General features: G+C 58.1%; 13 protein-coding genes. 3 read left to right on the top strand and 10 right to left on the bottom strand.

Going from position 1 to position 12,404, the window contains the following annotated elements; all coding sequences use genetic code 11:
- Positions 1-160 precede the first annotated feature (160 nt).
- Positions 161-445, bottom strand: coding sequence for a DUF1435 domain-containing protein (locus tag ACGS9J_RS17870; protein WP_020825103.1), 285 nt, complete (start codon positions 443-445; stop codon positions 161-163).
- Positions 446-708: 263 nt separating this feature from the next.
- Here ACGS9J_RS17870 and ACGS9J_RS17865 point away from each other — a divergent pair, with 263 nt between their 5' ends.
- Entirely contained in the window at positions 709-1,773 is a 1,065-nt protein-coding gene (locus tag ACGS9J_RS17865) for a GGDEF domain-containing protein (RefSeq protein WP_442232165.1), read from the top strand.
- Between the two features lie 17 nt (positions 1,774-1,790).
- On the opposite strand, the gene fucP is transcribed toward ACGS9J_RS17865, so the two are convergent.
- From fucP to ACGS9J_RS17830, 7 genes are read right to left on the bottom strand one after another with little or no spacing between them, the layout of a single operon-like run.
- Positions 1,791-3,020 carry an L-fucose:H+ symporter permease gene (gene fucP, locus ACGS9J_RS17860; RefSeq protein WP_442232164.1) on the bottom strand — a complete coding sequence of 410 codons (1,230 nt, stop codon included), beginning with the start codon at positions 3,018-3,020 and terminating at the stop codon, positions 1,791-1,793.
- Positions 3,021-3,047: 27 nt separating this feature from the next.
- Positions 3,048-3,407 (bottom strand): L-rhamnose mutarotase, encoded by a 360-nt coding sequence (locus ACGS9J_RS17855; RefSeq protein WP_442232163.1) that lies wholly within the window; start codon positions 3,405-3,407, stop codon positions 3,048-3,050.
- Positions 3,404-4,180, bottom strand: a complete 777-nt coding sequence (locus ACGS9J_RS17850) for an SDR family oxidoreductase (RefSeq protein ID WP_442232162.1) — start codon at positions 4,178-4,180, stop codon at positions 3,404-3,406. The genes ACGS9J_RS17855 and ACGS9J_RS17850 overlap by 4 nt, the downstream gene beginning before the upstream one ends.
- Positions 4,158-5,021, bottom strand: coding sequence for an amidohydrolase family protein (locus tag ACGS9J_RS17845; protein ID WP_442232161.1), 864 nt, complete (start codon positions 5,019-5,021; stop codon positions 4,158-4,160). Before ACGS9J_RS17845 ends, ACGS9J_RS17850 begins: the two co-directional genes overlap by 23 nt.
- 14 nt (positions 5,022-5,035) lie before the next feature.
- A complete protein-coding gene (locus tag ACGS9J_RS17840; RefSeq protein ID WP_442232160.1) occupies positions 5,036-6,313 on the bottom strand; it encodes an L-fuconate dehydratase in 1,278 nt (425 codons plus the stop codon).
- Between the two features lie 14 nt (positions 6,314-6,327).
- The gene (locus ACGS9J_RS17835) at positions 6,328-7,173 is read right to left on the bottom strand and encodes a fumarylacetoacetate hydrolase family protein (RefSeq protein WP_442232159.1); all 846 of its coding nucleotides are present in this window, start codon (positions 7,171-7,173) and stop codon (positions 6,328-6,330) included.
- 54 nt (positions 7,174-7,227) lie between these two features.
- Complete coding sequence (locus ACGS9J_RS17830; protein WP_442232158.1) at positions 7,228-7,968, bottom strand: SDR family oxidoreductase; 741 nt, start codon at positions 7,966-7,968, stop codon at positions 7,228-7,230.
- Positions 7,969-8,203: 235 nt separating this feature from the next.
- Between ACGS9J_RS17830 and ACGS9J_RS17825 the strand changes: the two genes are divergently transcribed.
- Positions 8,204-8,962: a FadR/GntR family transcriptional regulator gene (locus ACGS9J_RS17825; RefSeq protein ID WP_442232157.1), complete on the top strand. Its 759-nt coding sequence runs from the start codon at positions 8,204-8,206 to the stop codon at positions 8,960-8,962.
- Positions 8,963-9,110: 148 nt separating this feature from the next.
- Positions 9,111-10,253: a D-alanyl-D-alanine-carboxypeptidase/endopeptidase AmpH gene (gene ampH, locus ACGS9J_RS17820; RefSeq protein WP_442232156.1), complete on the top strand. Its 1,143-nt coding sequence runs from the start codon at positions 9,111-9,113 to the stop codon at positions 10,251-10,253.
- 37 nt (positions 10,254-10,290) lie between these two features.
- On the opposite strand, the gene hpaC is transcribed toward ampH, so the two are convergent.
- Positions 10,291-10,806, bottom strand: a complete 516-nt coding sequence (gene hpaC / locus ACGS9J_RS17815; RefSeq protein ID WP_442232155.1) for a 4-hydroxyphenylacetate 3-monooxygenase, reductase component — start codon at positions 10,804-10,806, stop codon at positions 10,291-10,293.
- A 17-nt stretch (positions 10,807-10,823) separates the two neighbouring features.
- A complete protein-coding gene (hpaB, locus tag ACGS9J_RS17810) occupies positions 10,824-12,386 on the bottom strand; it encodes a 4-hydroxyphenylacetate 3-monooxygenase, oxygenase component (RefSeq protein WP_442232154.1) in 1,563 nt (520 codons plus the stop codon).
- Between the last annotated feature and the right edge of the window lie 18 nt (positions 12,387-12,404).

Raw genomic sequence — 12,404 nt, 5'->3', positions numbered from 1 at the left:
GGAATTGGTAGACGCGCTAGCTTCAGGTGTTAGTGTTCTTACGGACGTGAGGGTTCAAGTCCCTCTCTTCGCACCAATCGATAACTCTCTCCGGTACTGTCCCCGAAGTCATTCCCAATCGAAACGATGATCAACACGCGAAAGCGTGATTTTTGCGTTTTTATCCCAGATTGAAATTCAGACTGATCGCCGCCAATCCTCCGGCCAACGCCATACAGGACGGCAGCAGCAGGTAATGACGCCAGCGGCTATTGAACAGCATCACCAGCGTCGCCAGCATGGCGATCACAATCAGCGTGCGCAGTTGCATCATATCCAGGTTGATCAATGCCAGTAACGGCATTAAAGCGCAGGGCAACAAAACGCCCCAGGCACTGGCCAGCCGATTGCCCAGACACCAACTGACGCCCCATAACCCGCACGCGGTAATCATGGCTGCAATCATGATAACCCCACCCTCTAAGTGATAATGATAACCAATATCATATAACACTTTTTTTCACTGCGCATCATTTTCGCCGCAACGACCAAACGCGGATGACATAACGCTGCAAAAATGATAGTTTGCCATAAGAAAATTCTTAGTCTTGTTCGCAAGTTAATAATCACAATCAACAACCATACAATGCGAATGTTTAATTCACGCCGCTAGAATTTTTCGCCACCTTAATTTTTCGACCGATCGATATTGTGAAGAGTGAACTCCGTATGAACGCGCGTTCTTATCAGGAACTGCTGAACAGCAAACACCGCTTATCATTATTTTTATTTTTGTTGATGAACGCGGCCTCTTCCATATTTACATTATTGGTCCCATTTAATGACAAGCCCGCTTTTACCCTGCCGTTATTAGGTATACCGATATTTTGTCTGGTAGCCTTGTTATTTACCTTGCAGTCACCGCGGTTATACGTCAAAAAATTGAATCTATTCTCCTGCGTACTCGGCTTACTGTGGGCGGCGCATATTTACGTTAAAAGTCAGTACTGTGCGCCGAACAACCAAAGTTTTCTATTAATTAGTCTGTTCAGTATGTTTTTTATCAGCGCCATTGCTTTAACCGATAACTTTATCGCTTTTTGCCTGCACGCGGTGCCTTCCGCCTTGCTCATTCTATTACTGGACGGTATGCACAATACCACGCGGATCGTATTCACCACGGTATTGCCCATTATCGCATTCTCAATCCATCATCTGATGCTCAAACGCAGCGAGCTTTTTACCCAAACGCTGGTGGCCAATCTGTATAACGAACGGGACAGGTTCAGCAATTTGAGCATGATCGATCCCTTAACCGGGCTTTATAACCGCCGGGGTCTGGAAAATAAAATCAATATGCTGGCGGTGCCGCCGTCGGGTTGTCATTTCGTGGTGTTACTCGATATCGACCATTTCAAGGCTTATAACGATAACTATGGTCACACCATGGGCGATCAGGCGCTGGTGCAGGTCGCCATTAGCATCCGCGATTCGGTGCGTTCGCGCGACATTGTGGTGCGCTATGGCGGGGAAGAGTTTTTGGTGCTGCTGACCAACGTGAGCGAGGATTACGCCACCCAACTGGCCGAACGAGTGCGCCTGCGGGTCCAGGGATTAAAAATACCCCATCGCTTTAACCAGTTGGAAACCACGATGGTCACCCTCAGCGCCGGGGTATCCGCATTGGACAAGCTCGATCTGTCCTCGGCGATCCGTGCGGCCGACGCCGCGCTGTATCAGGCGAAAAACAACGGCCGCAATAATATTCAACTGGCGCAGCCCGCCGCTGTCTGAGCCGGCGGGCCGGTGGCTTAGCGACGGCGCTGCTGCATCCCGTAAACAAACACTACGGCGAAGCACAACAGCGGCAGCCCATACGACAGTGCCGTACTGTAGCGGTCCGCCAGCGCCCCCATAAAGTAAGGCATGATGGCCCCCCCGACGATCGCCATGATCATAAAGGAACTGGCGCGCTTGGTGTGTTTGCCCATGTTTTTCACCCCCAGGGCGAAAATGGTCGGGAACATGATCGACATAAAGAAGAACACGGCAATCAACGCCACCACCGAAACCCCGTCCATGCTGAGCATCACCACGCCACACAGCGCAATGTTAATCAGCGAGTAGAGCATCAGTAACGTGGCCGGTTTGACCCTGCCCATCAGCCAGGTGCTGAAGAAGCGCCCGACCATAAAGCAAATCATGGCGATAGACAGCAAATAGGACGCGCTTTGGTTGGAAACTTCGCTCCAGTGTTCGGTGGCGTAGTTAATAAAGAACGCGCCGACGCCAACCTGTGCCGCCACATAGAAGAACTGGGTGATCACCCCGCCGACAAAGTGTTTGTGCTGCCACAACCCCTGAATCATTTCACCCTGTTCCGGCTGTTCTTCCTCACGGATGTCCGGCAACCGGGTTCGACCGAACAAAAAGGCAATCAGCAGCACCAACACGGCAATCGCCACATAGGTCATCTTCACCGTGCTCTGGTCGCCGCTGCTCGCCCCCTGGGTGGAGGAGAAAAACAGCGTGCCGCCAATCATCGGGCCGATAAACTGCCCCAGACCGTTAAATGACTGGGAAAGGTTCAGCCGCCGTTCGGCCCCTTTGGCGTCACCCAATACCGTGGCATAAGGATTGGCGGCCGTTTCCAGACAGCCCAGCCCACAGGCAATGACAAACAGCGCGAACAGGAACATGGCGAAACTGTTGGCGGACGCCGCCGGTACAAACAGCAATGCCCCCAGCGCATACAGGCACAGCCCGACCAAAATACCGGCCTTGTAGCCTTTCTTGTCCATAAAGTAGCCGGCGGGCAGCGCCACCAGGAAGTAGGCGCCGAAATAGGCCGCCTGCAATAATCCCGACTGCGCCTTGGTAACGTGCAACGTCTCCTGGAAGTGTTTGTTTAATACGTCCAACAGGCCATACGACAGCCCCCACATAAAAAACAGGCTGGTGACCAGGATAAAGGCCCAGCGCAGGTTGGCGGTGGTCTTGACGCCCAGCTGTGGCGGGGCCGCACTTTTTTCAGCAAGCATGGATATATCCTCGGTAGGGTAGCGATGTTATTGTTTTTGCAAAGAAAACATCTGCTCCATCTCCACCCATTTTTCGCCCTGCGGCGTCCAGGGGGTGGCGACCTGGTAGTGCCACATCAGGGCTTCCCAGCGCTGCACGTGGGGGTTGCTCAGGCTGGCGGCAGCAAACCGCGCAGCATCGAACTCGGTAACGACGTCAACAATCATGAACAGCCGGGTGCCCAGCCGATAAATCTCCATCTCCAGAATGCCGTGCTCGCGCAGATGGGCGGCGATCTCCGGCCAGATACGCCGGTGATGGTGCAGGTACTCCTCGATCAACGCCGGTGAGTCGACCAGATCGAGCGCCTGACAGAAACGCCGTCTCACCTCTGCCGCGCCGCTCATGTGATCGCCCGATCAAGGTGCAGATACCCGCCATCCACCGACAGCCATTGCCCGGTGGTGTGCGACGAGCGCGATGAAATCAAAAACACCACGGTGTTGGCGATTTCCTGCGGCGTGGTCATCCGCTGTTCGAAAGGAATGCGCGCGGTAATTTTCTCAAGCTGCTGTTGCGGCTGTTCGAAGGTGTTGATCCAGCGCTGGTACTGCGGCGTGATCACCTCTGCCGGTACCACCGCATTCACCCGAACGCCTTCATGGCGCAGCGATACCGCCCATTCACGCGTCAACGCCAGTACCGCGCCCTTGGCGGCGGTGTAGCCGCTGGTGCCGCCCTGACCGCTCAGTGCCGTTTTGGAAGCGATGTTAACCATGGCCCCCTTGCTGCTTTGCAGTGCCGACTGACACAGGTGCGCCATCAGATAGTAATGAATCAGGTTTTTCTCCAGCGAACCGACAAAGGCCTCACGCCCGGCCTCCAGCCCCACCCCGTCGTTCACACCGGCGTTATTCACCAGCGCATCGAGGCGACCGAAGGTCTCTTGCGTTTGTGCCACCGCCCGCCGGCAGTCCTGTTCTTCGCACAGATCGGTGATGATCACCGCGCTCTGCGGCTGCAACTGCCGCAGCTGAGCCAGAAACTCCGCCTCTGGCGCAGCGTTGGTGACAATCACCGGGATCGCCCCTTCTTCCGCCAGCAGCAAGGAGATGGCCGCACCAATGCCGGAACCGCCGCCGGTGACGATCACCACCTTATCTTTCAGATACAGATCCATAACCAGACTCCGTTAAACCATAAATTCGACAGGCGGTACCGCCCCAAATCTCCGCCTGCTGCGAAGGACTCAGCGTGGCGATCGCCTGCTCACTCAGTTGATAAACCTGGCCGTAATCACCGGCCAGCAGGCACACCGGCCAGTCGGAACCGAACATCAACCGCTGCGGGCCGAATGCCTCCAGCGCCGCCTCAAAAAACGGCAGCAGCTGCGATGCCTGCCAACGGCCATCGGGCGCTTCGGTAATCAGCCCGGACAGCTTGCAGACCACATGCCCCATCGCCGCCAACGGTTTGATTTGTTGTGCCCACCGCTGCGCGCCACCGGCGATATCCGGTTTGCCGAGATGGTCCAGGACCAACCAGTAATCGTCGTGTTCGGCGGCAAACTGCGCCGCCGCCGCCAAGTGCCGGTGGGTGACCAGAATGTCGTAGACGTAGCCCTGTTGCTGCAGCGCCCGCATGCCGCGTCGCACTTCCGGCCGCACCAGCCAGGCGTCCGGTTGCATTTCGTCCTGCACCAGATGACGCAGGCCGCGCAGCAGAGGTTGCTGCTTCCATTCATCGAGCCGCTGTGACAGCTGCGGCGCAGTGATATCCAGCCACCCCACCACCCCGCAGACGCCGCGGCTCTGCTGCACCTGCGCCAACAGCGCCTGCGTTTCCTGTTCGCAGTGGCGTGCCTGCACCACCAGCGCCCCGTCAAAACCGTGGCGTTGCAACAAGGGCTCGAGCTGCGCCGGGCCAAAATCTTGCCGCAACACCGCCATCTGCTCGCTGATCCACGGATAGCCTTGCGGGTGGTATTGCCAGTAATGCTGATGGGCATCGATGCGCAGCATGGGCTGTTTCCCGTTCAACCGCGGAACCGGTACTGTTCGAGCGACGACGCACGCATCTCGATCGAATAACCCGGATGGCGCGGCGGCATGTAAGCCGCCCCTTTGATGTCACAAGGGTGAACAAAGTGTTCATGCAGGTGATCGACGTATTCGATCACCCGGCCTTCGTGAGTCCCGGCAATGCACAGGTAGTCGATCATCGACAGATGCTGAACGTATTCGCACAGCCCCACGCCCCCGGCATGCGGGCACACCGGCAGGTTGTACTTGGCCGCCATCAGCATCACCGCCAGCACTTCATTGACGCCCCCGAGGCGGCAGGCGTCGATCTGCACCACGTCAATCGCCTCACGCATGATGAACTGCTTGAACATGATGCGGTTTTGGCACATCTCGCCGGTGGCGACCTTGACCGGATAAACCCCTTCGCGAATGCGGCGATGCCCTTCCACATCGTCCGGGCTGGTGGGCTCTTCGATAAACCAGGGCTTGGCGAACGCCAGATGCTTCACCCAAGGGATGGCGTCGTTGACTTCCCAGACCTGGTTGGCGTCGATCATCAGTTGACGATCGGGGCCGATGACCTCGCGAGCAATGCGCACGCGGCGAATATCGTCTTCCAGATCGCGCCCCACCTTCAGCTTCAGATAGGAGAAACCGGCATCGACCGCTTCCTGACACAACCGGCGCAGCTTGTCGTCCGGGTAGCCCAGCCAGCCGGCGGAGGTGGTGTAACAGGGGTAGCCTTCCTCCAGCAGCCGTTCCAGACGCTGCTCTTTACCCTGCGCCCGCTGTGTGAGCAGAGTGAGCGCCTCTTGCGGTGTAATGCAGTCGGTGATGTAGCGAAAATCGATGCAACGCACCAGTTCCTCTGGCGTCATCTCCGCCACCAGCCGCCACACCGGCTTACCCTCGGCTTTAGCCCACAGATCCCAAACCGCGTTGATCACCGCCCCGGTCGCCAGATGGATCGCTCCCTTGTCGGGGCCGATCCAGCGCAGCTGGCTGTCGCTGGTAAATCGGCGCCAAAAGGCCCCCATATCGGCGGCGATCTCTTCCAGGGTGACACCGACGATCTGGTGCTCCAGCGCGCGGATCGCCGCACAGCAGATCTCATTGCCGCGGCCAATGGTAAAGGTCAGCCCGTGGCCGCTCAGATCCTCGCGATCGGTTTCCAGGATCACATAAGCGGCGGAGTAGTCGGGATCCGGATTCATCGCATCGGATCCGTCCAGCGCCAGCGACGTCGGGAAACGAATATCTTCTACCCGCAGTGCGGTAATCGTTGTCATGGCAGTGCTCCCCATCAGGCCTGTACGGTTGTTTGACGCTGTTCACCCAATCCTTCAATGCCCAGGCGCATCGTCTGCCCGGCCTTCAGGTAGATCGGCTGCGGTTTCTGCCCCATACCGACGCCCGGCGGCGTGCCGGTCGAGATCACATCGCCCGGTTGCAGGCTCATAAAGCGGCTCAGGTAACTGATAATGTGCGGAATGCGGAAGATCATGGTGCTGGTGTTGCCGTCCTGATAGCGTTTGCCGTCCACCTCCAGCCACAAATTCAGGCTATGGGGATCGGCAATTTCGTCGGCGGTGACCAGCCAGGGGCCGGTAGGGCCAAAGGTGTCGCAGCCTTTGCCTTTGTCCCAGGTACCGCCGCGTTCAATCTGGAATTCACGCTCCGAGACGTCGTTAATCACGCAGTAACCGGCAACGTGGTGCATCGCGTCCTGCTCGCTGATGTAACGTCCGCCTTGGCCAATAATCACGCCCAGCTCCACTTCCCAGTCGGTTTTGAGCGAGTCACGCGGGATTTGCACCTCATCGTTCGGTCCGACCACCGCGCTGGTCCATTTGTTGAACACCACCGGTTCGGAGGGGATCGCCGCGCCGGTTTCCGCCGCATGGTCGGCATAGTTCAGGCCAATGCAGATAAATTTGCCGATGCGGCCCACGCACGGCCCCAGTCGCGGTTGTCCTTCCACTCGCGGCAGCCGGTTAATGTCCAGCGTGCGCAGCTTGTCCAGTGCCGCCGGCAGCAAGGCGTCACCGCTCAGGTCGGCAATGTGCTGCGAAAGGTCACGGATTTGTCCGTCAGTGTCCAGGATCCCAGGGCGTTCCTGCCCCGGTGCGCCATAACGTAAAAGTTTCATGATGTCCTCACTGTAGAAAAAGGGGGTCTGGCGTAATGCCTGAAGCACCGGGCCTCAGTTGCTCCAGCCGCCGTCGATAATCTGCACCGTGCCGGTGGTATAAGAGCTGGCGTCGGAAGCCAGATACAGCGCCAACTGGGCAATCTCGTCGGTGGTGCCAATGCGGCCAATAGGTTGGCGGGCAACAAACGCCTGATAGACCTCTTCTTCGCTGCGCCCCTGTTCATGCGCCTGTTCAGCGATGCGCTGCCGCAGCGAAGGCGACTCCACCGTACCGGGGCAAATGGCGTTGCAACGGATGCCCTGGGTGACGTAATCCGCCGCCACCGAACGCGTCAGGCCAATCACCGCCGCCTTGGTGGCGCTGTAGGCAAAGCGGTTCGGTACCCCTTTCACGCTGGAGGCGACCGAGGACATATTGATAATCGAGCCGTTTTTGCGCGCCAGCATGCCGGGCAAAAAGGCGCGGATCATGCGGAACATCGCCGTCACGTTCAGATCCACAGCGAAGGCCCACTGTTCCTCGCTGCACTCCAGGATCGAGCCGCTGTGCACCACGCCGGCACAGTTGAACAGCACGTCGATCGGGCCGAGGCTTTCTGCCGCCGCCGCGATCGCAGCAGGATCGGTCACGTTGAGCGTCATCGGCACAATGCCGGGCAAGCCCCGCAGTTGTTCGGTGTTGATGTCGGTGGCAATGACCTCGGCGCCCGCCTCGGCAAACAGTTTGGCGGTACTGAAGCCAATCCCCTGGCCGGCGGCGGTGATCAGCACGCGTTTTCCGGTTAAATTCATTTTCGCTCCCTTGGCTTAAAGGTCTAATGGTCAGGCCACTAAGGGCGGTTAAAGGTCAGGCCTTTAACATGACAAAAGACGCTTTACGCGTTATGGTTTGGTGAGAATGTTATGAGATACACTTGAAACAGCTTTTGGATTAACCATTTTTTTACACTTGAATAACAATTACTCAAGCGGTTTGACTAATAACTGTGCGCTGAATCACTTAACACGGAAAAGGCCAAGGTCAAAAATGCCGATCACCAGACTGGAAAACCCTAGAATTTACAGACAGATAGCCGACCAGTTGAAACGGCTTATCGATAATAATGAATTTCCTCCCGGCAGCCGCCTGCCCTCCGAGCGAGATCTGGCCCAGCAGTTACAGGTCAGCCGGGCCTCCGTGCGAGAGGCGCTGATCGCGCTGGAAGTGATTGGCCTGGTGGATGTCAAAGTCGGCAATGGGGTGATCGTCCGGGCGCAAGCGCCGGTGACGGCGTCGCAAGAACCGGTGATGGCACAGGCCGGCCGCGATCAGTGGGCGGAAATCGATGATGAATTGAATATCGAGCTGGATTTTAACGCCGAGCTGCCGCCGTTCTCACTGCTGCAAACCCGTCTGTTGATCGAGCCCGAGACCGCAGCGCTGGCAGCACGCCACGCCACCGATCAGGAGCTGGCGGGCATCCGCGAGGCCTACGAGCAAAACTGCCGCGATAACCGCGCGGGATCGGCCACCCACCCCGGCGATCGGCTGTTCCATATCCGCATCGCCCAGGCCAGCGGCAATCCAGCCTACGCGTTTATCATCGGCCACCTGCTCGGCCACCGCTACGGCAGCATGTTCCGCGTTTTGCAGCGTCACTATACGCCGGATGACATGCCGCACCGCTCCGAACAGGAGCACCGGGAAATTCTGGCCGCGATCGAAGCGCGTGACGTACGCGCTGCCCGCAAGGCGATGAAAGCCCATCTGGACGAAGTGATCGCCATTTTCACCCGCGCGCAGTAGGACGATTGGCTGGCATCAGGGCGGTGGAAAATTTTTTCTCAAACCGCCTTTTTTCCACATGCAGCCAAGGCTCAGGCACATTACACTGACAGCAGATAAAGCCGTCCTCGGCCCTTTCCCTGCTGCCTTTTAAAATGGATAACCACCGTTGAAGAACTCATTCTCCGCTTCATTGCTGGCGCTGAGCCTGTGTGCCGCACCGCTGGCCGCGCAGGCCGCCGCGCCGCAACTGGCTTCGCAAATCGTCGACCAATATGCCGAGCATATTTTCTACAACAGCGGTGCCACCGGCATGGCGCTGGTGGTGATCGATGGCAATCAGGTGGTTAACCGCAGTTTTGGCGACACCCAACCCGGCAACAACCTGCGCCCGCGCCCGGATTCCCTGATCCGCATCGCCTCAATCACCAAGCTGATGACCAGCGAAGTGATGGTCAAAATGGCAGCAGAAGGCCAGGTCAAGCTTACCGATCCGCTGCGTAAATACGCCCCGCAAGGTGCCTACGTCCCGGCTTATAACGCTCGCCAGCCGATCACTTTGCTGAATCTGGCGACCCACACCAGCGCATTGCCGCGTGAACAGCCGGGCAAGAAACCGCCAAAAACGCCGGTGTTCACCTGGCCGACCAAAGCGCAGCGCTGGCAGTGGCTGGAACATGCCAACGTGACGGTTCCGCCAGGCGTGCGGGCTTCTTATTCCAACCTGGCGTATGACCTGCTGGCGGATGCGTTGTCACGGGCGGCGGGCAAACCTTACAGCGCCCTGCTGAAGGAAAAAATCACCGCGCCACTGGGCATGGTCGACACCACCCTGACCCCCAGCGCCGAACAGTGCTCACGGCTGATGGTCGCCTCGGCCGGCCCTAGCGCCTGCCGCGATACCACGGCTGCCGCCGGCAGCGGCGGCGTCTACTCCACCCCGCGCGACATGCAGCGCTGGATGCAACAGTTCCTCACCTCCAACGTCTCTGGCTCACGCAAATCGACCGCGGCCAGCGAACAGACCATGTACTTCCAGCGCAACGATCTGGTGTCGTTGAAAGGGATGGATGTGCCGGGTGACGCCAGCGCGCTGGGACTGGGTTGGGTGTACATGGCGCCGAACGGCGAACTGCCGGGGATTATTCAGAAAACCGGCGGGGGCGGCGGCTTTATTACCTATATGGCGATGATCCCGCAGAAAAACGTCGGGGTGTTCGTGGTGGTCACCCGTTCGGAGCTGAGCAAGTTCACCAACATGAGCGATCCGGTGAACCGGCTGGTGGGCGAGTTGGCCGCCAACAAAAGTTAATGCGGTGTCGGGGCGCAGCCAGTGCGCCCCGTTATTTTCAGGCTAACGCCGCCATCTCGTGCATCACCGGATGGAAATTGCGTTTGAAGTAAATCAGACCGTTACCGGCCGCACTCACCCGGATCTGGCGGATCTGCACCAGATACACCTGATGAGTCCCGATACTCTGGATCTGCTCGATCTCCCCTTCCAGGCTGGCCAGCGTGTTACGCAGCACCGGCTGACCCAAGGGCCCGTTCTGCCATTCATCCAGACGGAAACGTTCCTCCATGCTCAGCTCGGTCATACCGGCAAAGTGGCGAGCCATCAGCTCCTGCTCATGGTTCAACACATTGACGCACAGGCGCTGATTCGCCTGGAAAACCGGGTTCATCGCGCTGTTGCGATTAATGCACACCAACAGCGTCGGCGGCGTATCGGTCACCGAGCACACGGCGGTGGCGGTGATGCCGCAGCGCCCCGCAGGGCCATCGGTAGTGACGATATTCACCGCCGCAGACAGGCTGGCCATGGCGTCGCGAAACAGCAAACGGTGTTCATTTTCCTGAGACATACATCCCTCCTTCCGGATCACTTAAGCAAGTTATCCAGCTGATTAATATCACCATTGTTATGCAGATGCGGCACTTTCCAACCGTGCTGATCGTAGTCGGACAGGCATTTATCGACCATCTCCATCATCTGTTTCATCGCGCCGGATCCCTGTGCGTTACGCAGGCACTGCAGGCGGATCTCATCCTGGCTGCCGGCGTAGTTGATCTCATACAGCTCGTGACGACCGCCGAATTCGCTGCCGATCGCATCCCACATCAGCTTGAGGATCTTGATGCGTTCAACGTGATCCATACCGTCGGATCCGCGCACGTAGCGAGACAGATATTTATCGATCTCCGGATTATTCATGTCACGCACGCTGGACGGCAGATAAATCAAACCGCTGGTGACGTTCTTTTCGATGATGTGCTTCACCTTGGTGTAAGCCATCGGCGCCATCACGCGGTAAGTTTGCATCGCGGTAGAATCCGGCAGATAAGCGCCGTTTTCCCATTGAGTGGCTTCGGCGCACATCGCGTCGCTCAGTGACCAGAACATATTGCGCCAGGCCACCACTTCACCGAGATCGGCCTGCACGCCGCGGAACTCCAGCACGCCGGTACAGGACAAACTTTTTTGCAGCAGCGCGGTGATAAAGTCCATCTTCACCGCCAGGCGCACACAGGCCTGCAGCGGGAACAAGCGGGCGAAGCCACCCTGGGTGCTCCAGCGGCGACAACGGTCGAAATCGCGGTAGATCAGCACGTTTTCCCAGGGGATCAGCACATGATCCATGATCAGGATCGCGTCGTTCTCATCAAAACGGCTCGAAAGCGGGTAATCGAACGGCGATCCTGTGGCACCGGCCACCAGTTCATAAGAGGCGCGCGAAATCAGCTTCACCCCTTCGGCGTCCATCGGCGCCACAAACATCAGCGCGAAGTCCGGGTTATCGCCCATCACCTGGGCCGAACCGAAACCGATAAAGTTATAGTGGGTGAGCGCCGAGTTGGTCGCCACCACCTTGGCGCCGCTGACGATAATGCCGGCGTCGGTCTCTTTCTCCACCTGAATATAAACGTCTTTCACTTCGTTAACCGGCTTGTGACGGTCAATCGGGGGGTTGACGATGGCGTGGTTAAAGTACAGGCCGGTTTCCTGAATGCGTTTGTACCAGTGGCGTGCGTTATCGGCGAACTGGCCGTAAAACTCAGGGTAAGCGCCCAGTGCGCAACCGAAGGCCGCTTTGTAGTCCGGGGTGCGCCCCATCCAGCCGTAGCTCTGGCGTGACCAGTCGGCGATGGCATCACGCTGCTGGCGCATCTCTTCCGGGCTGCGGGCGTAGCGGAAGAACTTGTGGGTGTAGCCGCCGTTGCCGGTGTCGGTGTTCCAGCACAGGCGATCCTGGCTGACCGGATCGTGCAGCGCGTCGTACAGCTGACCGACCGAGGCCGCCGCATTGCGGAATGCCGGGTGAGTGGTGACGTCTTTCACCCGTTCGCCGTAGATGTAAATTTCACGGCCGTCCTGCAAGCTTTTCAGGTATTCGGCACCGGTGAACGGGCGTTTGTTATCAGCACGAAAGTCTTCAGGTTTCATTAAGCGTTCCTCGTAATC

It is taken from the genome of Serratia quinivorans (assembly GCF_052113645.1).
GTDB classification, from domain to species: Bacteria; Pseudomonadota; Gammaproteobacteria; order Enterobacterales; family Enterobacteriaceae; genus Serratia; species Serratia quinivorans_B.
The sequence above is the reverse complement of the archived record's forward strand: the minus strand, read 5'-3'. Positions and strand labels throughout refer to the sequence as shown.

Bases quoted from the DNA above. Each gene is read 5' to 3' on its own strand.
- ACGS9J_RS17870 (WP_020825103.1), bottom strand. From the start codon at position 445: ATGATTGCAGCCATGATTACCGCGTGCGGGTTATGGGGCGTCAGTTGG.
- ACGS9J_RS17865 (WP_442232165.1), top strand. From the start codon at position 709: ATGAACGCGCGTTCTTATCAGGAACTGCTGAACAGCAAACACCGCTTA.
- fucP (WP_442232164.1), bottom strand. From the start codon at position 3,020: ATGCTTGCTGAAAAAAGTGCGGCCCCGCCACAGCTGGGCGTCAAGACC.
- ACGS9J_RS17855 (WP_442232163.1), bottom strand. From the start codon at position 3,407: ATGAGCGGCGCGGCAGAGGTGAGACGGCGTTTCTGTCAGGCGCTCGAT.
- ACGS9J_RS17850 (WP_442232162.1), bottom strand. From the start codon at position 4,180: ATGGATCTGTATCTGAAAGATAAGGTGGTGATCGTCACCGGCGGCGGT.
- ACGS9J_RS17845 (WP_442232161.1), bottom strand. From the start codon at position 5,021: ATGCTGCGCATCGATGCCCATCAGCATTACTGGCAATACCACCCGCAA.
- ACGS9J_RS17840 (WP_442232160.1), bottom strand. From the start codon at position 6,313: ATGACAACGATTACCGCACTGCGGGTAGAAGATATTCGTTTCCCGACG.
- ACGS9J_RS17835 (WP_442232159.1), bottom strand. From the start codon at position 7,173: ATGAAACTTTTACGTTATGGCGCACCGGGGCAGGAACGCCCTGGGATC.
- ACGS9J_RS17830 (WP_442232158.1), bottom strand. From the start codon at position 7,968: ATGAATTTAACCGGAAAACGCGTGCTGATCACCGCCGCCGGCCAGGGG.
- ACGS9J_RS17825 (WP_442232157.1), top strand. From the start codon at position 8,204: ATGCCGATCACCAGACTGGAAAACCCTAGAATTTACAGACAGATAGCC.
- hpaC (WP_442232155.1), bottom strand. From the start codon at position 10,806: ATGTCTCAGGAAAATGAACACCGTTTGCTGTTTCGCGACGCCATGGCC.
- hpaB (WP_442232154.1), bottom strand. From the start codon at position 12,386: ATGAAACCTGAAGACTTTCGTGCTGATAACAAACGCCCGTTCACCGGT.